Below are 22059 nucleotides of genomic sequence, written 5' to 3'. Positions count from 1 at the left end.
AAACTAAGCGGGTGAGGGGAATCGAACCCCTATCATCAGCTTGGAAGGCTGAGGTTTTACCACTAAACTACACCCGCAAGCGGTTTAGACACTCACACAAATCTAGCATCTTTAAGTCACTTTGACCAGAAAAATCATAAATTTTTTCTCTGCTTCCCCAAGGAATTATTATCGGAAAAACTGCGGTTTAGTCGCGGTACGAGATTCTAGGTATTGGGTCATTAATAGGCTGAGGAAAGAAATCCCTGTCAAAATCGCCACAAATATGGCCGCAAGGGTCTGATCGCCCGTTTGCACCGCTTCATAAATGGCCATGGGCATCGTTTGGGTTAACCCAGGGATATTGCCAGCTACCATCAGGGTTGCGCCAAATTCACCGAGGGCCCGGGTAAAACTCAGCAAAATTCCCACTAAAACGCCACGGTTTGCCAACGGCAGCCACACCCGCCAAAAAATTTGCCATTCCGATTGCCCCAGGGTCGCCGCCGCCTCCAAATAAATAGGATTGACGCTTTGTAGGGCTGCTTTGGTGGTTTTGAACATAAGTGGCAGAGCCATGACCGTCGCTGCGATGGTGGCCCCTTGCCAGGAAAAAATTAGGCGAATTTGAAACCATTGATCTAACCAGAATCCCAGTAAACCCTGTTGACTCAAGAGTTGTAGTAAATAGAAGCCAACGACGGTGGGCGGCATCACTAACGGTAAAGTGGCGATCGCCTCTAGCCAAAATTTCCCCCAGAACTGATAGCGCACAACGCCATAGGCCAACCCTCCCCCAAAAAACGTCGATAAAATCGTGGCGAATCCGGCCACCTTGAGGGAAATCCACAGGGCAGGCAACACAACGGCGATCGCCTCAGGCGAGAACATCAAACCCCAGACCTCAAAACGCGCTTAAAGTTCAAAAAACAGCGGAGAATCCCAGAAAAAATCTCGATTTGCCGGAAAATTGTCAATTCAATCACGTTTTTTCCAAGCCAATTTATCGATACTAAAATAGAGTTAACCCCCGAAACAAGTCGGCATTTGTTTGGCGATCGCCCCAAAATCCCCTACACCAAATTTTCCCATCATCGCTCCGCACACCCATCATTTTTATCAAGGGATCATCTCAATGCACTCTTCTCCTAGTAATCGTCATCACCTTCATTATTCTGGCCTTTTTCGCAACCGACGCTTTGATTTATTCCAATCCCTACGATTTTGGCTCAATGCCATCGAATTCACGACCCCCGAAGCCGCCCACCTCGTCTGCCGCTTGATTCCCGCCCAATGTCCCTTTGCCCGCGATGTGAGCCTTTTAGGGCGCGTTTTATTTAGTATTCCGCCCTTGTGCAAACTCAACCCCCTCTATAACGAACTGGTCGCACTCCGCTTCCGAGCCCTCACCTTCCTCGCCGAAACCGGTGAAGACATCAATATGTACTGCCAATGAGAAACACAGCCCTATGGCAGATCCCACAACCTGAGATACACTAGGTCAAGAATCAATTACCCTTTGGTTTTCCTGAATTTGACCCCTGCTGAGTACAAGACCCTATGCCCAGACAAGCAGACGAATACGCTATTTTTTTCCTGATCGAAGGTGGTCACCGCGAGGAAGTTCGCTTTAGCGACATCAAAGAATTTCAAAAATGGTACAGCAGCGTTCTAATTCCCAAGGCTGAGGCCGACGACTTTATCAATGTGCCGATTAAGAATATGCAGGGAGAATTTATGGTTGTTCGCCCTTCTAGTATCAAGGCCATTCGGGTAGAACCTGTATTTCTCGGTAGTATTGAGCGTTTCTAAAATATTTCGTTCTTGGAATTATTTGAACTTCATCGGATCACATTGTCCAGTGATTTCTCCGATACCGTACAGCTCAGAATCGGCCCAGTTTCCTTTGAAAAGCACTGAGGGTCGTGACACAAATATTAATCTGAAAGTACGAATTTGACTTTTGATGATGGGGGTAGAGAGACTTGAACTCTCACGACATTTTACTGTCAACGGATTTTAAGTCCGCAGCGTCTACCATTCCGCCACACCCCCGTTTGGGCACTCTTACAAGTAAATCATAGTTTTTAGGTTTCGACAAGCATTCACCTCTGGCGATCGCCCTGAAAAGGCAATTTATTCACTGTTTCGAGTGGGAGCATGATATGCTTGTTAAATTGTGGAATTTTCTAAAATCCTCGATTGTCTCTATTGAAAAGACAGTCGAACTTTGGAATGTTTACAGCCCGTGGGACGTCAAGTTTCGACCTCCCTCCCGTGGGTAAAAATCTCAAAAAGAGCCGTAGTAAGCGGTTTGAGGTCTTTATTTCTACATCCATTTTTTACTTGTAAGGAGAAAGAAAACCTTATGGCTCGTTATCGTGGAGCACGTCTACGCATCACCCGTAGACTCGGAGAACTACCGGGTTTAACCCGTAAAAGCGCCCGTCGGGAATATCCCCCGGGACAGCATGGCCAGGGTCGCCGCAAGCGTTCTGAATATGCAATTCGTTTGGAAGAGAAGCAAAAGCTACGCTTCAACTATGGTGTATCTGAGAAGCAGCTCATTCGTTATGTGCGTAAAGCGCGGCGGACGACTGGTTCTACGGGACAGACCATTCTGCAATTGTTAGAAATGCGCTTGGATAATACTGTCTTTCGTTTGGGGATGGCTGGTACCATTCCTGGGGCGCGCCAGTTGGTAAACCATGGTCACATCTTGGTGAATGGCCGGGTTGTGGATATTCCGAGTTACCAATGTCGTCCTGGAGATGTGATCACCGTGCGTGACCGCGATCGCTCTCGGAAATTGGTCGAAGCGAACATGGAATTTCCTGGTTTAGCGAATATTCCCAGCCACTTGGAATTTGATAAGCCCACTCTAACCGGTAAGGTTAACGGCATCATCGAACGGGAATGGGTTGCACTCCAAATTAACGAGCTACTCGTGGTGGAATACTACTCTCGGATGGCCTAAATATTATTTGGCAATTTTTGCAAAGTTTATTATTTGGGAGAGGGGCAATTATGCCCCTTTTTTTGTGGGGGAGAGTGGCTAGAATGAGGGAAATGTCAGAGGCGATCGCCTTTTTCTTTGTGTTGCCATGGTTCAGTCTGTTCCGATCCTCAAACAAATTCAGGTCGCCCTTGCCGCAAAGGACTATGGCCGGATGCGCCAATTGCTGCTGCAATGGCAAAAGGTAGAGGCAAAAAATCCTTGGTTCCGTTTGTATGTGGCCCGGTGGTGTGAAGAAACGGAACAATGGCAGAAGGCCGAAAAGGGTTATCGACGGTTACTCAAAGGCGTTTCTGTGCCCAAGGTAGTCACCCAAGCGCGGCAAGGTTTGGCCCGACTCGAAGCAAGGGAATTAGCTCTGACCCAAGCGGCGATCGCCGAAGAAAAGGCTGCCCCCGGCGGAGAAGTTTATGGTCTGATCGTGTTAGAGCCCATTAGCCCCAAACAAAAGAAAACAGCCGCCCAATATTTCGCGACAGTATTACGCACCGATGCCTACTCGGCGGGATTACAACTGCCCCTGAAATCTTGGCGCTTATTCCGCACAGGTGCCTTGGGAGAACTCCGTTTTTTAAAGAAAGCCCTCACCCAGGGCAATATTCCCAGTTTTTGTCTCTCTTTGGCCCAGTTACAAAATATTCCGGTGATCCAAGTCCAGACCATTGAACAACTCGATCCCCATTTGCTGATCCGGGGCCTTGATGAAACCCAACAGGCCGTTGAATATACAGTGCCTTGGTCAGAAATTTCCCAATGGGTAACGGGCATGTTGCCAATTTTTGAAGAGTCCCTAGAAAAAGATGGTCGCGGCAAACCCTATTACAAAACAAAAGTCCTTGATTATGCCCAATTCTGCGATTTACATTGGGGCGATCGCCAAGTGATTTTCCGGCTGAATGACCAGCATTACCAATTCCAGCAGGGATTATCTTTTCTCGAAGCAACCCAAAATCCCATTGAACAGCTCAGTAACCGCCGCAACTGGAATCAGATGCAACACCGTCTTACTGAGCACCTGAGCCATAGTCGAAAATGGTCAGACTTTAAGAGTTTCGCGAATAATGCCCGTGACTTTCCGGAACTGCTGCGCAAAATCCAACCCCAAGTGAATCTATTCCGCCAGGAAACTCACCAAGATACCTATTGGGATCCGGCCTGGCACCTCTACAGCACAATTATTTTCGCCCATGGTGCCGAAACCCATTCTGAGGCGATCGCCCAAAAGAACTAACGATTGATTTTGCTAACTTAAATAACCCTAAAAAGTCGGCACCGTATCAGTCCGCATATTGGGGTTGCTGCCTGAGCCAGAGTTGGGGTTGGTTGCATTAGGATTCGGCAGCGCCTCCACCGTCCCAGCACAATAATCAGACGCGGGCCAAGCGGCAATGCGGGTATTGTTATTGCGGAAATTTACGAGGAAAGACCGGTATCGCTCCAGACTAGACCGATCTTTGGGACTAATGCGCTTCATGGTGTCGAGGACTTGGATCGCCCGGGGCCAGTTTTGCCCGCAGAGAGCTTCTCGCATCTGAACATTGAGAAAGCCATTTTTCATATTGGCCTGGGCGATCGCCTTTGACCCCGGTAGGAGCATTCCCGCCAAGGCACAGGCCCAAACAAAACCCTTTATCTTCATCGGATGTTTCCTCACAGCGATGTTCACGTCCATATTTTACTGGAGAAAACCCGTGGACTTTTGCCAAGGGTTAAGCGATTGTTCAAGTCGGAATCGCCTCCCCCGGTCGGAGTCGCGCCCATTTTCCTTTTTCTTGGGAAAAACTCGCACAACCCACCACATCCCATTCCATTTCGATCACTTCCCCTTCGGAGCGGATATTGACGTTGATCGTCGGTTCAATGGGAGAAAAATTAGGCTGGTCGGTTAGGTGGGGTTGTTGGTGCTGGGTTTCAACGACATGGTAGGTTTCGCAGCGGTCAACATATTCACAGTCCACGCAAATGCACATGGGGCGCACCTCCAGGGGTTACGGAACTTTGTTTTAGTATAGCGAGATCCCCAGAGGCGATCGCCCCCAAAAAGAATCCCCAATGCCACACACACCAGGGATCTATTACTTTTTGGCAATAATTAGATTTAATGATCTTTTAGGGTTGCCAAGACCTGCTCTGAAACCTTATCCGGTACCTCCTGGAGGTGGTCATATTGCCAATCAAAGAAGCCGACCCCAAAAGTGAGCGATCGCAGTTCGATGATTAAATTGTGCATTTCGGCGAGGGGGAAATAACCCGTGATGTGGTCCCAACCGCGCCAATCGGTCAAACTTTCGTAGCCGAGAATTTGACCCCGTTTACTGCTGATGAGCTGCAAGGCGTTGGAGGTAAATTCATTGGGAATATAGATATTGATCAGCAAAATAGGCTCTAGCAACTGAGGATCACAGAGGGGCATCCCTTCCGTCATGGCAATGCGCGCCGCTTGTTTAAAGGCTTGCTCAGAACTGTCTACGGCATGATACGAACCGTTGGTGAGGGTCACATCCACATCCACCACCGGGAAGCCCAAAGGCCCCTGAGTTAAGTATTCCCGCACTCCCATTTCCACCCCAGGAATGTACTGTCTGGGGACAACGCCACCGACGATGGTTTCGTGGAACTGAAAACCCGTGCCCCGATTAAGCGGCTTAATTTCGAGGTACACATCCCCAAAGGCCCCATGGCCCCCGGTTTGGTGTTTGTAACGACCATGGGAGCTACCACCGTGACGGATCGTTTCTTTGTAGGGCACCCGTGGTAAATGGGTCGTCATCGGTAGGTTATATTTGCGGCGGAGACGTTCGAGGGCCACCTGGAGATGGATATCCCCTTGGCCCCAGAGGATGACTTCGTGGGTGTCACCATGTTGTTCCCAGGCCAGGGATGGATCTTCATCGACCAGTTTGTTGAGGGCATTACTTAGCTTGACTTCATCTTTGCGATTTTTTGGGGCGATCGCCAAAGCATAAACCGGTTGCATCACCGTGGCTGTCCGGAGCGGTTTAAGGGGTTTATCACCACTACTGAGGGTTTCGCCGACCTTGATATCCTCCAGGCGAGCCAGGGCAACAATTTCTCCGGTAATCGCCTTTTGGATCGGCTTTTGTTGGTGTCCCATCAGTTGGTAAATTCCCGCTGGTCGGAGGCCATTGAGGAGCATCCCTTCCTGGAGTTCCCCTTGCCAAACCCGCACTAGGGATAGTTTTCCACCCTGGGGCGTATAGAAGTTCTTTAAAACCTGCACAACGGTTTCCTGGGGGGAAGCTTTGAGTTCCCGACGGGCGGTGGTGTCCACAGGGGCCGGGGCCTCCTGCACCAAAATATCGAGGAGTGGTCGGACACCATAATCTTCGCTGGCAATCCCAAACACCACGGGCACAATCTGATCTGCGCTGAGTTCCTTGCGGAGATCCTGGAGAATTTCTTCTGAAGAAGGGGCGACCTCTTCCAGGAGCATTGCTAAAAGTTCATCATCAAAGTCAGCCAGGGTTTCTAGCATTTCTTCCCTGGTGATTTTTTCTTCAATGTGTAGTTCCTCCGGGAAAGGTACTGGATCCGCTGGACAGTCGGGATGGTAATGGTAGGCCTGTTCTGAAACTAGGTCGATGTAGCCCAGGAGGGTTTGCTGATCCTTGCGGATGGGGTACTGTTGGGGCACCAAGGGACGGTTCGAGGCTTCCTGGAGGGCAGCGAGAACATCGAGGAAGTTATTCTTAGCCCGGTCCATTTTGTTGATAAAAACGATGTGGGGAATATTCCAATCGTCGAGGAATTTAAACAGGGGCGACAGGGTGAGAATTCTTTCGGTTTCTGGCTCACAAACAATCACAGCGGTGCCGACGCCTACAAGGGCATTGTAAGTTTCCTGGAGAAATTCAATGGAGCCGGGACAATCGAGAAAGGTCAGTTCAATATCTTGATATTTTGTGCTGGCGATGGACAGTTCGACGCTCATGGTATGGTCACGGGCTTCGGGGCTACTGTCGCCAACGGTATTTTTGTCTTCGATGCGGCCTTTGCGAGTAGTGGCTTGGGTGAGAAAAAGTAGGCTTTCGAGGAGGGTGGTTTTACCCGCAGAATAGGGGCCAATGATCGCGATGTTACGGATATTTTCGGTCGTTCTGGTCATGATTTTCTCGTCTCGTGATTGAAGCAGGGGGCGCAATGGGGCAATATTTGCGGGGAAGTAGGAGATGATCCGCTGAAAAACGCTGGAACTTATGGGAAAAGCTAATCTTCTTGGGTAAGAGGGACAAGATACGCCCTAGTGGTAAGCCTAACGCCGTTTGGCAGCCTGCCGCGTAAAACTGATATGTCTCGTAAGGTATTTTGCGTTTAAGTTTAAGTTGGATAAATATCTGTAAATCTGTGCTGAATTTGTTTACGCTTCGCAATGTTTTTCTCGCGCTGCTCTTGTTGGGTTGGCCGAGGGGAGGGGCGATCGCCCAAGACATTCCCCAGACTTCAGTGCCGCAAACATGGCCGAGCATTACCCCAACAACTCCGGCAGCCAAAGCCAAGCTCAGTGAGGGATTAGCCCTCATCCAACGAGGAAATTTAGACGGGGCGATCGCACAATTTCAACAGGCGATCGCCCTTGATCCGCTCCTGTGGCAGGCCCATTACAATCTGGGTTTAGCCCTGGGGCAACGGGGTGATTTACCAGGCGCAGCTCAGGCTTTTAGCGAGACCATTGCTCTTCAGCCTAATTTTGCGGTGGCCTATGGCAATCTAGGGGGAGTGCTCATTGATAGTCAAAATTGGCCCCAGGCAGAAATCTATCTGCGGCGGGCTTTATCTTTAGATCCTAATTTGGCGATCGCCCATTACAATCTCGGCTTAATTCAGCGTCACCAGGGCAACCGGGATGCCGCGATCCAAGCGTGGCAAAGGGCCCGTGAACTGGCCCCCAATTTTCCTGACGCTACCATCCAACTGGCGGAGCTGTACCTCGCCGGCGATTGCCCCGAAGCAGCCCAACCCTTGATCCAAGATCTCTTGCAAAATCAGCCGAACCTCGCCGCTGTGCATTATCTCCAGGGACGTTTGCTCACCCAGCGGGGGGATTTTTCGGAAGCCCTCGCCGCTTTTCGGGCCAGTAGTGAGCGGGATCCAACCTACGCCAATGCCTACTTTGCAGCGGCCCAACTTCTGATCAGAAATAATCAACGTGCCGCCGCGATGCCCCTGTTGGACTATGCCCATTCCCTCTACGGCCAGCAGCAACAGGCTCCCTGGCTAGAAGCAGTTCAAGCTCTCCGGCAACAACTACAGAATCCAAAGTAGGGTCAAAAATAGGTGATCGCCTTTTCCCAAAAAATCCATTAGTGAATGGCTTTTGTTTGTAGGGTCATAATGGTTTGAATCCCTTTTTCTGCAATATCGAGAATTTGATTCAGTTGGGCGCGGTTATAACTGCCTGCCTCGGCGGTGCCCTGCACTTCGATGAGATTTAACGCCTGGCCGCCGATCATCACCACATTGAAATCCACATCCGCCGCCACATCTTCGAGGTAATTCAAATCGAGGTAAGCTTGCCCGGCGATGAGACCCACGGAAATGGCCGCCACTGGGGCAATAATCGGCGATTTCCCTAGGATGCCTGCCTTGACTAAACGCTCACAGGCGATCGCCAAGCCCACATAACCCCCTGTGATTGCCGTGGTCCGTGTTCCCCCATCGGCCTGGAGCACATCCGCATCGATGGTAATTGTCCGCTCGCCCAAAGCCTTGAGATCGATTGCCGCCCGTAAACTGCGGCCGATCAGCCGTTGAATTTCCTGGGTGCGCCCCGATAATTTCATAAACTCGCGCCGTTGCCGTTCTGGGGTTGCGCCGGGCATCATCCGATATTCTGCGGTGAGCCAGCCTTGGCCACTATCCCGTAAAAATGGCGGCACTCCTTCCGCCACAGAAACCGTGCACAAAACCTTGGTATCGCCACAGCTTGTTAAAACAGAAGCCTGGGCAAATTTTGTGAAATCTAGCTCAAACTTAAAGGGACGCAGTTGATCGAAGAACCGATTATCCGGACGCTGCCAAACCATAGCTTACTCAAAACACAAACACAGCCCATCATACCGGAACCTTTCCCAAAGGCCATGTAGAGCAAAAAATGAGAAAGTCCCACAAACATCATGTTTGCAGGACTTCCTAAAAAATGGGTCGTCAGAGATTCGAACTCTGGGCCAATCGGTTAAAAGCCGAGTGCTCTACCGCTGAGCTAACGACCCGTTGTGCTTTTCAACACAGTTATACAATGTAGCACCGAATTTTTGAAAGCGCAAGGTTTTGCGTTAACTTTTTTCTGAAAAGTGTCGCCAACCGAGTCAATGGGCCACCCACATCTTGTCAAGCAGGGGGGTTCTCTCTAGAATAAGGGGCATTATCGGCGCAACTTTTGCCCCCAGAGGAAGTGATTCTGGTTACTAAACCAAATGCTTCTGTCATAAATTTTTTTACACATTTGTTTTAACGTTCTTCGTCTATCCCAAAGGATTGATTCGGTTACCATGGCCCCTGCTCCCGGCATTCTCAAAGAAAGCGATCGCCAAACAGTCCGTAAGCCTTACCCAAACTTTAAGGTGATTGTCCTCAACGATGATTTCAATACCTTTGAGCATGTTGCCCATTGTTTAATGACCTACATCCCGAATATGACGGCGGATCAAGCTTGGAATTTAACCAATCAAGTGCATTTCGACGGTCAGGCCATTGTCTGGGTCGGCCCCCAGGAGCCAGCGGAACTTTATCACCAACAATTGCGACGGGAAGGTTTAACCATGGCTCCCCTTGAGGCGGCATAGATGGCATCAGAAGAAAAGGGAAGACTCGTTTGGAATCATTCGACCCACATTGAGGGGCTGATCCCAGTGCTCGAAAAATTAGTCAACTGTGAGGGGATTCGCACGATCACACCCGGCGCCCTCAGTCGAACCAGAGGCAATATTCCCCGGTTGAAACTGCGGGTGTCTGTGCCATTGCAAGGGGGCTTTAAGGTCATTGCCCGCAAGGGAAAATCGGTCCAGGAGGTTTTTATCATTACTGACCTCGCCCAGGAACAACTCCAAGCGGCGATCGCCACGGTACTCTAGGAAGTCTAGGGCGAACTTTTCATATCCCCCTGTAGAACGCGATGAAAAAAGTGCATCTCATTTTTAATCCGGTATCCGGTGCGGGCCATGCCCCCCAGGAACTGGAACAAATTCGAGCCAAGCTCCTCGATCAGGTTGAGCTTGAGGTTCAATTTACCTCCCCCGAAGAAAGTGCGACGGCCTTGGCAGAAACGGCGATCGCCCAGGGGGCTGATCTGATTATTGCTTCTGGGGGCGATGGGACTGTTTCAGCGGTGGCGACAGTTTTGATGCACAGTAATATTCCCCTAGCCGTTATTCCCCGGGGGACAGCCAATGCCTTCGCGGCGGCTTTGGATATTCCCACAGCTATCGACCAAGCCTGTGATGTGATTTTGCAGGGGCAGCCCCAACAGATCGACTGCGCCACCTGCAATGGTCAACCGATGATTCTTTTGGCTGGGATTGGCCTAGAGGCGGCGACCATTGGCGAAACTGACCGGGATAGTAAACAACGGTTTGGTTTCTTTGCCTATTTGTCCACGGCGGTACAACAACTGCAAAAGCTGCAACCCTTCCAGGCGACCCTCGATTTTGGCGATCGCCAACAGACCTTTGATGACGTGCTCGCGATCACCGTAGCGAACTTGGCCCCCAGCACTTCAATTTTGGCCCAGGGAACGGGCGGGGCCTCGGGTCAAGATGCCCTACTCGATGTCACCGTTCTCACCATGGCTGACGAGGGAGAGCTTTTTGGTTTGCTCAGTGCGTCCTACGAATTGTTCCAGGCAGCTCTCCAAGACAACCCCGCTGATCATCCCCATATCCAATCTTGGCGCACCGCCGAGTTAACAGTAACCACCACGTCGCCCCAGGCTCTACTCTTAGACGGAGAATTGCTAGAGGAAATAACCATGGCCCAGTTTGCAGCGGTGCCCCGGAGCCTCTGGGTGCAACTTCCCCCTAAAGCGGCAACCCCCCCTGAAGAATCACCGTAATCCCTGCAATTAATAAACTCAAACCAATGAGTCCTAAGCTCCCCAAAATAATCACAATACGGGCGCGGGGTTGGTGGCTAATCACCCAAGGGATGAGGATTTTATGCTGGCGATCGCGCCGGATCAGCTTGCCATAGATATGAACCGGATCCCCCGCCACCCAAATGTATTCCCGCAAAACCAGCCCCCGATGATTTCCTAGGGGGCCTCTGGGGTTAATGTGATTCGCTTCTAAAAAGGCGATCGCCTGGGGATCTTTGAGGGGCATGAAAATGTTTTGCTGCACTTGGTAATGGCATTTGCCGAGGCCCACGTAGTTATCCAGTTCCTGCTGGGGAGACGACAGCACAACCCGACTTTTTCCGATGGCGATCGCCGTACCAGACTGTTGCTGACGGGGGAGCACTTCTAGGATTTGTTGTTGATCGGCGACAAAAAAAGTGCTTTGAGAAGTTTGATCGATGAGGCGTCTCGACTGTTTCCCTTGGGTTTCTATCACCATTAATTGCCATCTTAGACAGGGCGTTTTCGTTAAAGGAGAAAGAATACTTTTGCCGACGCTATATTGTCCCTGAAAATAAATTTTCTCACCAGGGCGAATTTGGCCCAGGGGGGGCTTACGGTAGCTCAATAAAGGGCGCAGTTGCTGACCAATAGTTGCTTTAAGGAGCATTCCCCCAAAGAGAATGAACCAAAAACCGATAAACCAGGCAAAAAAGTAAGACATTATTAAAAGAGGCTTCTTTTGCTTTTCAAATCGCCCCAAAAGCTACCATTAGTTAAATTGGATAAGTATTGAAAAATGCCATAAAAAATTTTGAAAATGCTTATAAATTCATTTGGGAGACAAAAAAATTAGTTCTTTAAATTAGAATTATTTAGTTTTTTACGCTACTCAAGAATATGTTTTTTGATGAAATCAAGCACCGCCTCTAAGCCAGTTTGGGTCTTGAGATTGGTGAAAATAAAGGGCTTATCCCCCCGCATTTTTTTTGCATCGCGATCCATTACATCTAGGTCAGCACCCACCGCTGGGGCTAAATCGATTTTGTTAATGACCAACAGATCCGATTTGGTGATTCCAGGGCCACCTTTACGGGGAATTTTGTCGCCTGCGGCCACGTCAATCACATAGATCGTCACATCCACGAGTTCCGGGCTAAAGGTCGCCGCCAGATTATCGCCCCCACTTTCAACGAACATCAGGGTCAAGGGCTGAAATTTTTCTTCGAGTTCGGCGATCGCCGCCAAATTGAGGGACGCATCTTCGCGGATCGCCGTGTGGGGACAGCCTCCTGTTTCAACTCCCATAATGCGTTCTGGGGGGAGTGCGCCGGAGCGGGTTAAAAACTGGGCGTCTTCTTTGGTGTAAATGTCATTGGTGACGACGGCGATCGCATATTGGTCGCGCAGGGCCTTACATAGGGCATCCAAAAGGGCTGTTTTCCCTGACCCCACTGGCCCCGCAATGCCCACTCGCAATGCACTCATTTTTGATTCACTCCAAAATCACCACAAAATCATCATAGTGAGACCGATTCGCTTTTGTCGTAAATGTTGTTGAATTTCACAAAGTCCAGGGGGATTTGGGGCAGAAACAGTAGAATGGGGGACGGAATTTTCATGGAAGGGGAATATTTCGGTGGTAAGCGCGGCAATGGATAACGTTGTTTTACGGCAGGTGCGGGTTCTGGATCCCGTGGCCAACTTGGATCATCGCCAAGATGTCTGGCTTAAGGATGGTCAGCTACAGGCGATCGCCCCCCAATTGTCAGATCTCCCCGCCGCAGTAGAATCCATCGAAGCCACAGATCTAATCCTGGCGCCCGGTTTAGTGGATCTTTATAGCCACAGTAGCGAACCTGGGTACGAATCCCGCGAAACATTAAAGCAACTCGCCCAAGGTGCCCTCGCGGGGGGGTTTACCCAAGTGGGCATTTTGCCGAATACCCAGCCTCCCCTCGATAATCTTGGCCAACTGCAAAGCTTTCAACAACTCCTCCAGCAATTACCCGGCCCCAAACCAAATTTTTTACCCTGGGCTGCCCTGACGAAAAAATGCCAAGGGGAAAGCCTCACGGAATTAGGAGAACTCGCAGCCGCAAACATTGCCGGATTTAGCGACGGCCAAGCGTTAAACAATTGGCTTCTGCTACGGCGTACCCTCGAATATTTACGCCCCCATCACCGACCCATCGCCCTCTACCCGCAAAATTTAGCCCTCCATAACGGCGGAACGGCCCGCTACGGCAAAGCGAGTTTAGCTTATGGTCTGGTGGAAGAATTAGTCTCAGTAGAAACCACGGCGATCGCCTCGATCTGTGAACTGGTGGCCGAACTGAAAACCCCTGTCCATCTCATGCGCATCTCCACCGCCCGGGGGGTCGCCTTAATTGCGGAAGCCAAACAACGGGGATTGCCAATTACTGCCAGTGTTTCTTGGATGCACCTCCTCTGGAATACGAAGGCCCTCAGCACCTATGACCCGAATCTCCGCCTAGATCCGCCCCTTGGTAATCCCGAAGATCAACAGGCTTTAATCGAGGGGGTGAAAACTGGTGTCATTGAGGCGATCGCCATTGACCACCAACCCTATCTCTACGAAGAAAAAACTGTCAGTTTTGCCGAAGCCCCTCCCGGTGTGATTGGCTTAGAAATTGCCCTGCCAATCCTTTGGCAAAATTTTGTTGTCTCCCAAGAATGGCAACCTATTCAACTCTGGCAAGCTCTCAGTACCAATCCCCAGAAATACTTAGGTCAGGAAATAAAGGCGATTACTCCCGAAAATTGCCAACCCCTAATCCTTTTTGACCCCAGCAAAACCTGGCAGGTTAACCACGAAAATCTCCACTGTCCCCAGACCAATACCCCTTGGTGGCAAAAAACGCTCACGGGCAAAGTGATCAATACATTTTTAGGTTAAAACCCGCCCTCAAAAAGGGGTTGATCTGGGTCAACCCCTGTCATATTTATTCAAGTTAAAAAGAAATCAAGCTTTAGTACTTGTAGCTTTCCGTTTTGAAAGGCCCTGCCACAGGTACATGGATGTAGTCCGCTTGGGTTTGGGTGAGTTGGGTGATCACGCCGCCAAAACCTTGCACCATGTAGCGAGCCACTTCCTCATCAAGATGCTTCGGTAACACCTCAACCGTAATCTTGCGTTCACTGGGATCTTGGTTGGCAAACTGACGCTCGAAGAGGAACATTTGCGCCAGCACTTGGTTAGCAAACGAACCATCCATAATCCGGGAGGGGTGCCCCGTTGCATTACCGAGGTTTACCAAACGACCTTCTGCCAAAAGAATCAAAAAGTCCTGGGGGTCATCACTGCGATAAACCTTATGGACTTGGGGCTTGATTTCTTCCCACTGCCAGTTTTTCCGCATGTAAGCAGTGTCAATCTCATTGTCGAAGTGGCCAATGTTACAAACCACTGCACTCTGCTTTAGGGCGGCGAGCATGTTGGCATCGCAAACATTAAAGTTACCGGTGGCCGTCACCAAGAGATCCGTATTCGCCAAGAGATCTTTATTGATGCTTTCTGGCCCATTGTTGATGCCGTTAACGAAGGGTGAAACCACTTCAAATCCATCCATACAAGCCTGCATCGCGCAGATGGGGTCGACTTCAGTGACCTTGACGATCATGCCTTCCTGACGGAGGGACGCGGCGGAACCTTTGCCCACATCGCCATACCCAATCACCAGGGCTTTTTTCCCGGCGAGGAGGTGGTCAGTGGCGCGTTTAATCGCATCGTTTAAACTGTGGCGACAACCGTATTTGTTGTCGTTTTTCGCCTTGGTAACGGAGTCATTAACGTTAATGGCGGGGATTTTTAGTTCGCCCTTTTCGAGCATTTCGTAGAGACGGTGGACGCCAGTGGTGGTCTCTTCGGTGACGCCATGGATGCGGGAGAGCATTTCGGGATAGGTAGTGTGGATGTAGCCTGTTAGATCACCACCATCGTCGAGGATCATATTGGCATCCCAAAGTTCGCCGTCAGGGGTGCGGCAGGTCTGCTCAATGCACCACATGTATTCTTCTTCGGTTTCCCCTTTCCACGCAAAGACGGGTACGCCGGCTTCGGCGATCGCCGCTGCGGCATGGTCTTGGGTAGAGAAAATATTACAGGATGACCAACGCACTTCGGCCCCCAGTTCGACCAGGGTTTCAATCAGCACCGCCGTCTGAATGGTCATGTGGATACAGCCAATAATCTTTGCCCCAGCTAAGGGCTTGCTTGCACTGTATTTTTTCCGGATGGTCATGAGGGCGGGCATTTCGCCTTCGGCGATCGCAATTTCCTTGCGGCCCCAGCTTGCCAAATTAATATCGGCGACCTTGTAGTCACGGGTGAGGGTTGAAGTGCTCATAGTTTTGCTGTTGAGTTTAATGTCCAGAGAAAGGTGATTAAAAATATATTGTGGCTGATCTAGAAATATATCGATCCGGTCATCATGCCACTCGCTCGCATGGCTCAGATAGAATTTTCCCTTAGGATCAGCAGTGTTTAAAGTATTCTAAAGTTTAACCTTAAGTCCATTGACTTTGTCAGTTCCATGTTGAGTGTGAATGGGCATAATTGGCGGCAGAGCAATAATTAAGGGTATGGGAGAACGTCAAAAATGTTTGATTGCCTGAAGTCGCTATTTGGAAAAAAAGCAACGGGGATTCATGCCAAGGTTGAAATTTATACTTGGCGGACTTGTCCCTACTGCATTGCAGCGAAAATGTTGCTCTTTTTTAAAGGAGTACATTTCACGGAATACAAAATTGATGGGGATGAGATTGCCCGTAAAAAAATGGCAGAGCGGGCCAATGGCAAGCGTACTGTTCCCCAGATTTTCATCAATAACGCCCACATCGGCGGTTGTACAGATTTATTTGCCCTTGAACAAAAAGGTGAGCTCAACGTATTACTACGCCAGTGATTACCCAAGCAGAATATCAACGCCATTATCACTGGATGCAAAAGGCGATCGCCCTCGCAAAAGTTGCCGGACAATCCGGAGAAATCCCCGTCGGTGCTGTGATTGTTGATGGCAAAAATCAATGCCTTGCCCAGAGTGGTAATCGCAAAGAAAAAACCCAAGATCCCACCGCCCACGCCGAAATGCTGGTGATCCGTGCCGCCAGCCAGATGCGCCAAGATTGGCATCTCCAGGACTGCACCCTCTATGTCACCCTCGAACCCTGTCCCATGTGTGCCGGAGCGATGATTCACAGCCGTCTTAAGCAAGTCGTTTATGGTGCTGATGATCCGAAAACAGGCGCTCTACGCAGTATGGCTAATTTTCCCGATGCTCCCTTTTCTAATCATTCTTTCCCAGTTCTTGGCGGGATCGCAGCAATGGAATGTCGGCAACTTCTCCAGAATTGGTTTCAACACAATTGCCGTCCCTGACGCATAATGGGAGGCAAGTATTCATGTTGTTATCTACGGTTTTTGAGTGCCCATGATCTTGACGGGACAATCCAGCAGCTCTACCACCACGGCCCCAACTCAACCATGCCCCACTGATTCTCGACCCTGGGGTACTTTTACGATTCTCGATGAAGGGCCAGGCTACAAAATCAAACGCATCGAAGTGAAACCCGGTCATCGCCTCAGTCTCCAGATGCACCACCATCGTAGTGAACATTGGATCGTTGTGTCTGGAACGGCCCACGTTGAATGTGGCGACAAAACTGAACTCCTGACCCCAAACCAATCCACCTACGTCCCGGCCTGTACCAAGCATCGCCTCCAAAATCCTGGCGTTGTGCCCTTGATCTTGATCGAAGTGCAGAATGGTGAGTACCTGGGCGAAGATGATATTATTCGCTTCCAGGATGACTATGCTCGCCAGTAGAGCTTGGTTACCATTGGCTTTTCTTTTTTTGAAATGATTCAAATCACTCCGAGCGCCGCTCAAGAAATTAAACGTATCCAGCGTAGTCGCCAAGCGACTGATAGTTATCTCCGGATCACTGTGCAGTCCGGCGGCTGTTTAGACTACATCTACCAATTTTCTCTAGATGCTGAACCCCAGAGCGGTGATCGCCAAGAAACGATCCGCAACATCAACATCTTGATTAATCACGATGATGCCGAGCAGCTCAAAGACCTCAGCATTGACTACTCCGAAGATTTAATGGGGGGAAGCTTTCGGTTTAAAAATCCCCACACAATCAAAACCTGCAACTGTGGTCAGTCCTTTCAGAAAGAACCTTGACAGTAGCCGATCTTTGTCACTAAGATTGTAATTTGTCAATGTTAATGACCTACGTTAAACCATCCGCGTAGGGCAATTGTCCATGCCAACTATCCAACAGCTTATTCGTTCAGAGCGCTACAAGCTCAAGAAAAAGACTAAGTCCCCCGCTCTTAAGCAATGCCCCCAGCGTCGTGGCGTTTGCACCCGTGTGTACACCACCACCCCCAAGAAGCCGAACTCTGCGCTTCGGAAGGTGGCTCGTGTGCGTTTGACCTCTGGTTTTGAAGTGACCGCTTACATTCCTGGCATCGGCCACAACCTCCAAGAACACTCCGTCGTCCTCATCCGGGGCGGTCGTGTGAAGGATTTACCTGGTGTCCGTTATCACATTGTCCGTGGTACCCTCGACGCGACTGGCGTTAAGGATCGGAAGCAAGGCCGCTCCAAATATGGTGCTAAGCGTCCTAAAGAGTAATCTATCCGGTTGAATGATTGGCAAGAGTTGCGAGCGCCAATTTTCCCTAGATTTAGATTCTCCATTGAATTTATTTAAGCTTGTTGCGAACCTCCCAAAGCTCACGACTACCGGTGGAGTGTTCCCTTTATATAAAATTGCTGCCCCTATTTTAAAAATTGCGCCTGGGCCACCTAGCGCAACCACCCTAAGAAAACCCTCTATCTGTAAAAGCATAGAAAAATATGTCTCGTCGCTCAGTTACTAAAAAGCGTGTTGTGCCGCCTGATGCCGTGTACAACAACCGTCTTCTCAGCATGACTATCCGCCGTGTGATGAAAAGCGGCAAAAAATCCTTGGCAGCACGGATTGTTTACGATGCCCTCGACATCATCAAAGAAAGAACTGGCAGCGATCCCATCGAAGTCTTTGAAACAGCAATCCGTAACCTGACTCCCCTCGTGGAAGTTAAGGCCCGTCGTGTTGGTGGCGCAACCTACCAGGTGCCCATGGAAGTCCGCCAAGGCCGGGGTACTGCTTTGGCCCTCCGTTGGTTAATCGGTTATGCTCGGCAACGCTCCGGTAAAAGCATGGCGATCAAGCTTGCCAACGAATTGATGGATGCAGCCAACGAAACGGGCGGCGCCATCAAGAAGCGGGAAGATACCCACCGGATGGCAGAAGCGAACAAGGCTTTCGCTCACTACCGCTACTAAAAACAATCTATGCCGGGGAAGATTTCAGTTTGTTTTTCACAACAAAAAATCCCCCGGTGCTAGACGAAACGAAACAGCAAGACTATAATAATGAGTCGCCATTGCTAAGAAGTATTAAGCAACTGTTTTCATCATCATTTTTCGGCGCGCACACTTTAAAGAGATTTTTTTTGATTGTGCGATCGCCTTTAGAAAATCAGTTTGCAGGAGGTCATCGTGCCACGTAGCATCGCCCTAGAACAAGTCCGTAACATTGGCATTGCCGCGCATATTGATGCGGGTAAAACCACGACAACTGAAAGAATTTTGTTCTACTCCGGAATTGTCCACAAGATCGGAGAGGTTCACGATGGCAACGCAGTGACCGACTGGATGGAACAAGAACGGGAGCGGGGTATTACAATTACCGCTGCCGCGATCAGCACGAGCTGGCGCAACCACAAAGTTAATATTATTGACACCCCTGGACACGTTGATTTCACGATTGAAGTGGAGCGCTCGATGCGGGTGCTCGATGGTGTAATCGCAGTTTTTTGTTCCGTTGGTGGTGTGCAACCCCAATCAGAAACCGTTTGGCGTCAGGCTGACCGGTACCGCGTGCCCCGAATTGCCTTCGTCAATAAGATGGACCGCACCGGTGCAAATTTCTTTAAAGTTTACGAGCAAATCCGCGATCGCTTAAAAGCCAATGCCATCGCGATTCAGATTCCCATTGGTAGCGAAAGCGAATTTCAAGGCATCATTGACCTGGTGAAAATGCGGGCCCATATCTACAAAGATGATATTGGTCAGGACATTGAAATCACAGAAATTCCCGCAGCATTACAAGATAAAGCCGCTGAATATCGCACGATTATGATCGAGGCGATCGCCGAGAGTGACGAAAGCCTCCTGGAAAAATATCTAGAAGGAGAAGCCTTTACCGAAGCAGAAATCATGGCCGCACTCCGGCAAGGAACCATTGTTGGGACGATTGTCCCCCTGCTGTGTGGCTCTGCCTTTAAAAACAAAGGCGTACAACTCCTCCTTGATGCCGTTGTCGATTACCTGCCCTCCCCCCTAGATGTGCCCCCCATCCAAGGGGAACTCCCCGATGGCACCCTAGGCGATCGCCCAGCCGATGACGAAGCCCCCTTTGCCGCTTTGGCCTTTAAGATCGCCTCTGATCCCTACGGTAGACTCAGTTTTATCCGTGTCTACTCCGGCGTTATCGAAAAAGGCAGCTATGTCTACAACTCCACAAAAGACCAAAAAGAACGAATTTCTCGTCTAATTGTCCTCAAATCCAATGAACGGATTGAAGTTGACGAACTTCGTGCCGGCGATCTCGGTGCCGTCATCGGCATGCGTGACACAATGACTGGTGACACCCTCTGCGAGGCAAATGACCCGATCATCCTCGAATCCCTCTACATTCCAGAACCTGTCATTTCCGTCGCCGTCGAGCCGAAGACCAAACAAGATATGGAGAAGCTCTCTAAAGCGCTCCAAGCCCTATCCGATGAAGACCCGACCTTTCGTGTCAGTGTCGATCCGGAGACCAACCAAACAGTAATCGCAGGGATGGGAGAACTTCACCTCGAAATCCTTGTGGACCGCATGCTGCGAGAATTCAAAGTTGAGGCAGATGTCGGTCAACCCCAAGTCGCCTACCGGGAGACAATTCGCCAGAAAGCAGATGCCGAAGGTAAATTTATCCGTCAGAGTGGCGGCAAAGGCCAATACGGCCATGTTGTCATCCAGATTGAACCTGGAGATGAAGGCAGTGGCTTTGCGTTTGAATCAAAGATTGTTGGTGGTGCCATTCCGCGTGAATACATCCCGTCTGTAGAACAGGGGATGAAAGAAGCATGCGAATCTGGTATCATCGCAGGCTACCCGATGATTGATCTCAAAGCCACCCTGCTTGATGGCTCTTTCCACGACGTAGATTCCTCAGAGATGGCGTTTAAGATTGCCGGTTCTATCGCAATCCGTAATGCCGTTGACCAGGCCTCTCCCGTGGTGCTAGAACCCGTCATGCAGGTTGAGGTCGAAGTCCCTGAGGAATTCCTTGGTGACATCATGGGTGACCTCAATGCCCGTCGGGGCAACATCCAAGGTATGAATTCCGAAGAAGGCCTGGCTAAGGTTTCTGCAAAGGTTCCACTGGCAGAAATGTTTGGTTACGCTACCGATATCCGTTCAAAAACCCAAGGACGTGGTATCTTTTCGATGGAATTCAGCAACTACGATGAGGTGCCTCGCCATGTGGCTGAAGCCATCATCGCAAAAAACAAAGGGAACGCAAACTTTTAACGATTAAGGAATAACGAAACTCATGGCACGCGCTAAGTTTGAAAGAAACAAAGACCACGCCAATATTGGTACTGTTGGCCACGTTGACCACGGTAAAACAACGCTAACCGCAGCGATCACTATGGCCTTAGCGGCTCAAGGTGGCGGTAAAGCGAAGAGCTATGAAGATATCGACGCGGCTCCTGAAGAAAAAGCGCGTGGTATCACCATCAACACTGCCCACGTAGAGTACGAGACAGAAAATCGTCACTATGCTCACGTTGACTGCCCTGGTCACGCTGACTATGTGAAAAACATGATCACTGGTGCAGCACAAATGGATGGCGGTATCCTTGTGGTTTCTGCAGCCGATGGCCCGATGCCCCAGACCCGTGAACACATCCTCTTGGCCAAGCAGGTTGGTGTACCTAGCCTTGTTGTTTTCTTGAACAAAGAAGACCAAGTTGATGACGAAGAACTCCTTGAGTTGGTTGAACTTGAAGTTCGTGAATTGCTCAGTGAATATGACTTCCCTGGCGATGATATTCCGATCACCACTGGTTCTGCGCTCAAGGCTGTAGAAGCCCTCGTTGCTAACCCCAATATCAAGCGTGGCGAAGACAAGTGGGTTGACAAAATTTTGACCCTGATGGACAGCGTTGACGAATACATGCCCCTTCCTGAGCGGGATGTTGACAAGCCTTTCTTGATGGCTGTGGAAGACGTCTTCTCCATTACTGGTCGTGGTACCGTTGCCACCGGTCGGATCGAGCGTGGTCGCGTTAAAGTTGGCGAAACCATCGAAATCGTTGGGATTAGAGACACCCGCAGCACCACCGTTACTGGTGTTGAAATGTTCCAGAAGACCCTCGATGAAGGGATGGCTGGGGACAACGTTGGTGTACTCCTCCGTGGTGTACAAAAAGATGATATCGAGCGCGGCATGGTCCTTGCTAAGCCCGGTTCTATCACCCCCCACACCAACTTCGAAGCTGAGGTTTACGTTTTGACTAAAGAAGAAGGTGGTCGTCACACGCCTTTCTTCCCCAACTACCGTCCTCAGTTCTACGTCCGGACAACCGACGTAACTGGTACCATCTCTGCCTTCACCGCCGATGATGGCTCTAGCGCTGAAATGGTTATGCCTGGCGATCGCATCAAGATGACCGTAGAACTCATCAACCCCATTGCCATTGAGCAAGGGATGCGTTTTGCGATCCGTGAAGGTGGCCGCACTATCGGTGCTGGTACCGTTTCTAAGATCCTGAAGTAAGCCTAACGGCTGAATTCACTGGTGGGGAGCGGGTTTAAAGCATACGCCTACTCCCCATTCAGGCTCAAAACCTAGCTTG

Annotated in this window: 25 protein-coding genes and 3 tRNA genes; 17 read left to right on the top strand and 11 right to left on the bottom strand. The window is 50.1% G+C overall.

Annotated features, from left to right (window positions below; translation table 11 throughout):
• Positions 1-6: 6 nt before the first annotated feature.
• Positions 7-77 (bottom strand) — tRNA-Gly (locus tag AACT35_RS02695).
• A 91-nt stretch (positions 78-168) separates the two neighbouring features.
• A complete protein-coding gene (modB, locus tag AACT35_RS02690) occupies positions 169-870 on the bottom strand; it encodes a molybdate ABC transporter permease subunit (protein ID WP_030006660.1) in 702 nt (233 codons plus the stop codon).
• 244 nt (positions 871-1114) lie between these two features.
• Here modB and AACT35_RS02685 point away from each other — a divergent pair, with 244 nt between their 5' ends.
• Both AACT35_RS02685 and AACT35_RS02680 read left to right on the top strand, forming a co-directional pair.
• Positions 1115-1435, top strand: a complete 321-nt coding sequence (locus tag AACT35_RS02685) for a Mo-dependent nitrogenase C-terminal domain-containing protein (RefSeq protein WP_045441732.1) — start codon at positions 1115-1117, stop codon at positions 1433-1435.
• Between the two features lie 104 nt (positions 1436-1539).
• A complete protein-coding gene (locus tag AACT35_RS02680) occupies positions 1540-1791 on the top strand; it encodes a hypothetical protein (RefSeq protein WP_012307691.1) in 252 nt (83 codons plus the stop codon).
• A 158-nt stretch (positions 1792-1949) separates the two neighbouring features.
• Here the strand turns inward: AACT35_RS02680 and AACT35_RS02675 are convergent.
• Positions 1950-2034, bottom strand: a tRNA-Leu gene (locus tag AACT35_RS02675).
• A gap of 313 nt (positions 2035-2347) precedes the next feature.
• Here AACT35_RS02675 and rpsD point away from each other — a divergent pair.
• Positions 2348-2956, top strand: a complete 609-nt coding sequence (gene rpsD / locus AACT35_RS02670) for a 30S ribosomal protein S4 (protein ID WP_030006662.1) — start codon at positions 2348-2350, stop codon at positions 2954-2956.
• A gap of 127 nt (positions 2957-3083) precedes the next feature.
• Positions 3084-4226 carry a hypothetical protein gene (locus tag AACT35_RS02665; RefSeq protein ID WP_099238782.1) on the top strand — a complete coding sequence of 381 codons (1143 nt, stop codon included), beginning with the start codon at positions 3084-3086 and terminating at the stop codon, positions 4224-4226.
• 27 nt (positions 4227-4253) lie between these two features.
• Here the strand turns inward: AACT35_RS02665 and AACT35_RS02660 are convergent, their stop codons facing one another.
• The 3 genes from AACT35_RS02660 to AACT35_RS02650 all read right to left on the bottom strand — a co-directional run bounded on the left by AACT35_RS02660 (position 4254) and on the right by AACT35_RS02650 (position 7121).
• On the bottom strand, positions 4254-4634 hold the full coding sequence (locus AACT35_RS02660; protein ID WP_099238780.1) for a hypothetical protein: 381 nt from the start codon (positions 4632-4634) through the stop codon (positions 4254-4256).
• Between the two features lie 82 nt (positions 4635-4716).
• Positions 4717-4965 carry a Ycf34 family protein gene (locus AACT35_RS02655; RefSeq protein ID WP_099238778.1) on the bottom strand — a complete coding sequence of 83 codons (249 nt, stop codon included), beginning with the start codon at positions 4963-4965 and terminating at the stop codon, positions 4717-4719.
• Positions 4966-5093: 128 nt separating this feature from the next.
• Entirely contained in the window at positions 5094-7121 is a 2028-nt protein-coding gene (locus tag AACT35_RS02650; protein WP_099238776.1) for an elongation factor G, read from the bottom strand.
• A 239-nt stretch (positions 7122-7360) separates the two neighbouring features.
• Between AACT35_RS02650 and AACT35_RS02645 the strand changes: the two genes are divergently transcribed.
• The gene (locus AACT35_RS02645) at positions 7361-8278 is read left to right on the top strand and encodes a tetratricopeptide repeat protein (RefSeq protein WP_254047986.1); all 918 of its coding nucleotides are present in this window, start codon (positions 7361-7363) and stop codon (positions 8276-8278) included.
• Between the two features lie 38 nt (positions 8279-8316).
• Here AACT35_RS02645 and rph read toward each other — a convergent pair whose 3' ends face one another.
• Positions 8317-9039, bottom strand: a complete 723-nt coding sequence (gene rph / locus AACT35_RS02640) for a ribonuclease PH (protein WP_065716797.1) — start codon at positions 9037-9039, stop codon at positions 8317-8319.
• A 114-nt stretch (positions 9040-9153) separates the two neighbouring features.
• Positions 9154-9225 (bottom strand) — tRNA-Lys (locus AACT35_RS02635).
• 279 nt (positions 9226-9504) lie between these two features.
• Here AACT35_RS02635 and clpS point away from each other — a divergent pair.
• From clpS to AACT35_RS02620, 3 genes are read left to right on the top strand one after another with little or no spacing between them, the layout of a single operon-like run.
• On the top strand, positions 9505-9798 hold the full coding sequence (gene clpS / locus AACT35_RS02630; protein ID WP_012307683.1) for an ATP-dependent Clp protease adapter ClpS: 294 nt from the start codon (positions 9505-9507) through the stop codon (positions 9796-9798).
• The gene (locus AACT35_RS02625; protein ID WP_012307682.1) at positions 9799-10086 is read left to right on the top strand and encodes a DUF2103 domain-containing protein; all 288 of its coding nucleotides are present in this window, start codon (positions 9799-9801) and stop codon (positions 10084-10086) included.
• 41 nt (positions 10087-10127) lie between these two features.
• Entirely contained in the window at positions 10128-11063 is a 936-nt protein-coding gene (locus AACT35_RS02620) for a YegS/Rv2252/BmrU family lipid kinase (protein ID WP_099238772.1), read from the top strand.
• Here AACT35_RS02620 and AACT35_RS02615 read toward each other — a convergent pair.
• The gene (locus AACT35_RS02615) at positions 11029-11790 is read right to left on the bottom strand and encodes a hypothetical protein (protein WP_099238770.1); all 762 of its coding nucleotides are present in this window, start codon (positions 11788-11790) and stop codon (positions 11029-11031) included. The genes AACT35_RS02620 and AACT35_RS02615 overlap by 35 nt on opposite strands.
• Positions 11791-11954: 164 nt before the next feature.
• Positions 11955-12554: an urease accessory protein UreG gene (gene ureG, locus AACT35_RS02610; protein ID WP_012307679.1), complete on the bottom strand. Its 600-nt coding sequence runs from the start codon at positions 12552-12554 to the stop codon at positions 11955-11957.
• 166 nt (positions 12555-12720) lie between these two features.
• Between ureG and AACT35_RS02605 the strand changes: the two genes are divergently transcribed.
• On the top strand, positions 12721-13986 hold the full coding sequence (locus tag AACT35_RS02605; protein ID WP_099238767.1) for a dihydroorotase: 1266 nt from the start codon (positions 12721-12723) through the stop codon (positions 13984-13986).
• A gap of 73 nt (positions 13987-14059) precedes the next feature.
• Here the strand turns inward: AACT35_RS02605 and ahcY are convergent, their stop codons facing one another.
• On the bottom strand, positions 14060-15436 hold the full coding sequence (gene ahcY, locus AACT35_RS02600) for an adenosylhomocysteinase (protein WP_099238765.1): 1377 nt from the start codon (positions 15434-15436) through the stop codon (positions 14060-14062).
• A 252-nt stretch (positions 15437-15688) separates the two neighbouring features.
• On the opposite strand from ahcY, the gene grxC reads away from it, so the two are divergent.
• From grxC to tuf, 8 genes are all read left to right on the top strand, one after another.
• On the top strand, positions 15689-15994 hold the full coding sequence (gene grxC / locus AACT35_RS02595; RefSeq protein ID WP_065711704.1) for a glutaredoxin 3: 306 nt from the start codon (positions 15689-15691) through the stop codon (positions 15992-15994).
• Positions 15991-16467, top strand: coding sequence for a tRNA adenosine(34) deaminase TadA (gene tadA, locus AACT35_RS02590; protein ID WP_198161457.1), 477 nt, complete (start codon positions 15991-15993; stop codon positions 16465-16467). The genes grxC and tadA overlap by 4 nt, the downstream gene beginning before the upstream one ends.
• A 52-nt stretch (positions 16468-16519) precedes the next feature.
• The gene (locus AACT35_RS02585) at positions 16520-16915 is read left to right on the top strand and encodes a phosphomannose isomerase type II C-terminal cupin domain (RefSeq protein ID WP_062435131.1); all 396 of its coding nucleotides are present in this window, start codon (positions 16520-16522) and stop codon (positions 16913-16915) included.
• Between the two features lie 33 nt (positions 16916-16948).
• Positions 16949-17278: a HesB/IscA family protein gene (locus tag AACT35_RS02580; RefSeq protein WP_030006676.1), complete on the top strand. Its 330-nt coding sequence runs from the start codon at positions 16949-16951 to the stop codon at positions 17276-17278.
• 82 nt (positions 17279-17360) lie between these two features.
• Positions 17361-17735 (top strand): 30S ribosomal protein S12, encoded by a 375-nt coding sequence (rpsL, locus tag AACT35_RS02575; protein WP_012307672.1) that lies wholly within the window; start codon positions 17361-17363, stop codon positions 17733-17735.
• Positions 17736-17959: 224 nt separating this feature from the next.
• Positions 17960-18430 (top strand): 30S ribosomal protein S7, encoded by a 471-nt coding sequence (rpsG, locus tag AACT35_RS02570; protein ID WP_012307671.1) that lies wholly within the window; start codon positions 17960-17962, stop codon positions 18428-18430.
• Between the two features lie 216 nt (positions 18431-18646).
• Entirely contained in the window at positions 18647-20728 is a 2082-nt protein-coding gene (gene fusA, locus AACT35_RS02565) for an elongation factor G (protein ID WP_099238806.1), read from the top strand.
• A gap of 22 nt (positions 20729-20750) precedes the next feature.
• Complete coding sequence (tuf, locus tag AACT35_RS02560) at positions 20751-21980, top strand: elongation factor Tu (protein WP_030006678.1); 1230 nt, start codon at positions 20751-20753, stop codon at positions 21978-21980.
• The last annotated feature ends 79 nt before the right edge of the window (positions 21981-22059 follow it).

This window comes from Synechococcus sp. BDU 130192, from assembly GCF_963876085.1.
Classification (GTDB): domain Bacteria; phylum Cyanobacteriota; class Cyanobacteriia; order Cyanobacteriales; family MRBY01; genus MRBY01.
The sequence above is the reverse complement of the archived record's forward strand: the minus strand, read 5'-3'. Positions and strand labels throughout refer to the sequence as shown.

What these genes read in the sequence shown, in the direction of transcription:
- modB (WP_030006660.1), bottom strand. Translation starts at nt 870, where the DNA reads ATGTTCTCGCCTGAGGCGATCGCCGTTGTGTTGCCTGCCCTGTGGATT.
- AACT35_RS02685 (WP_045441732.1), top strand. Translation starts at nt 1,115, where the DNA reads ATGCACTCTTCTCCTAGTAATCGTCATCACCTTCATTATTCTGGCCTT.
- AACT35_RS02680 (WP_012307691.1), top strand. Translation starts at nt 1,540, where the DNA reads ATGCCCAGACAAGCAGACGAATACGCTATTTTTTTCCTGATCGAAGGT.
- rpsD (WP_030006662.1), top strand. Translation starts at nt 2,348, where the DNA reads ATGGCTCGTTATCGTGGAGCACGTCTACGCATCACCCGTAGACTCGGA.
- AACT35_RS02665 (WP_099238782.1), top strand. Translation starts at nt 3,084, where the DNA reads ATGGTTCAGTCTGTTCCGATCCTCAAACAAATTCAGGTCGCCCTTGCC.
- AACT35_RS02660 (WP_099238780.1), bottom strand. Translation starts at nt 4,634, where the DNA reads ATGAAGATAAAGGGTTTTGTTTGGGCCTGTGCCTTGGCGGGAATGCTC.
- AACT35_RS02655 (WP_099238778.1), bottom strand. Translation starts at nt 4,965, where the DNA reads ATGTGCATTTGCGTGGACTGTGAATATGTTGACCGCTGCGAAACCTAC.
- AACT35_RS02650 (WP_099238776.1), bottom strand. Translation starts at nt 7,121, where the DNA reads ATGACCAGAACGACCGAAAATATCCGTAACATCGCGATCATTGGCCCC.
- rph (WP_065716797.1), bottom strand. Translation starts at nt 9,039, where the DNA reads ATGGTTTGGCAGCGTCCGGATAATCGGTTCTTCGATCAACTGCGTCCC.
- clpS (WP_012307683.1), top strand. Translation starts at nt 9,505, where the DNA reads ATGGCCCCTGCTCCCGGCATTCTCAAAGAAAGCGATCGCCAAACAGTC.
- AACT35_RS02625 (WP_012307682.1), top strand. Translation starts at nt 9,799, where the DNA reads ATGGCATCAGAAGAAAAGGGAAGACTCGTTTGGAATCATTCGACCCAC.
- AACT35_RS02620 (WP_099238772.1), top strand. Translation starts at nt 10,128, where the DNA reads ATGAAAAAAGTGCATCTCATTTTTAATCCGGTATCCGGTGCGGGCCAT.
- AACT35_RS02615 (WP_099238770.1), bottom strand. Translation starts at nt 11,790, where the DNA reads ATGTCTTACTTTTTTGCCTGGTTTATCGGTTTTTGGTTCATTCTCTTT.
- ureG (WP_012307679.1), bottom strand. Translation starts at nt 12,554, where the DNA reads ATGAGTGCATTGCGAGTGGGCATTGCGGGGCCAGTGGGGTCAGGGAAA.
- AACT35_RS02605 (WP_099238767.1), top strand. Translation starts at nt 12,721, where the DNA reads ATGGATAACGTTGTTTTACGGCAGGTGCGGGTTCTGGATCCCGTGGCC.
- ahcY (WP_099238765.1), bottom strand. Translation starts at nt 15,436, where the DNA reads ATGAGCACTTCAACCCTCACCCGTGACTACAAGGTCGCCGATATTAAT.
- grxC (WP_065711704.1), top strand. Translation starts at nt 15,689, where the DNA reads ATGTTTGATTGCCTGAAGTCGCTATTTGGAAAAAAAGCAACGGGGATT.
- AACT35_RS02585 (WP_062435131.1), top strand. Translation starts at nt 16,520, where the DNA reads ATGATCTTGACGGGACAATCCAGCAGCTCTACCACCACGGCCCCAACT.
- AACT35_RS02580 (WP_030006676.1), top strand. Translation starts at nt 16,949, where the DNA reads ATGATTCAAATCACTCCGAGCGCCGCTCAAGAAATTAAACGTATCCAG.
- rpsL (WP_012307672.1), top strand. Translation starts at nt 17,361, where the DNA reads ATGCCAACTATCCAACAGCTTATTCGTTCAGAGCGCTACAAGCTCAAG.
- rpsG (WP_012307671.1), top strand. Translation starts at nt 17,960, where the DNA reads ATGTCTCGTCGCTCAGTTACTAAAAAGCGTGTTGTGCCGCCTGATGCC.
- tuf (WP_030006678.1), top strand. Translation starts at nt 20,751, where the DNA reads ATGGCACGCGCTAAGTTTGAAAGAAACAAAGACCACGCCAATATTGGT.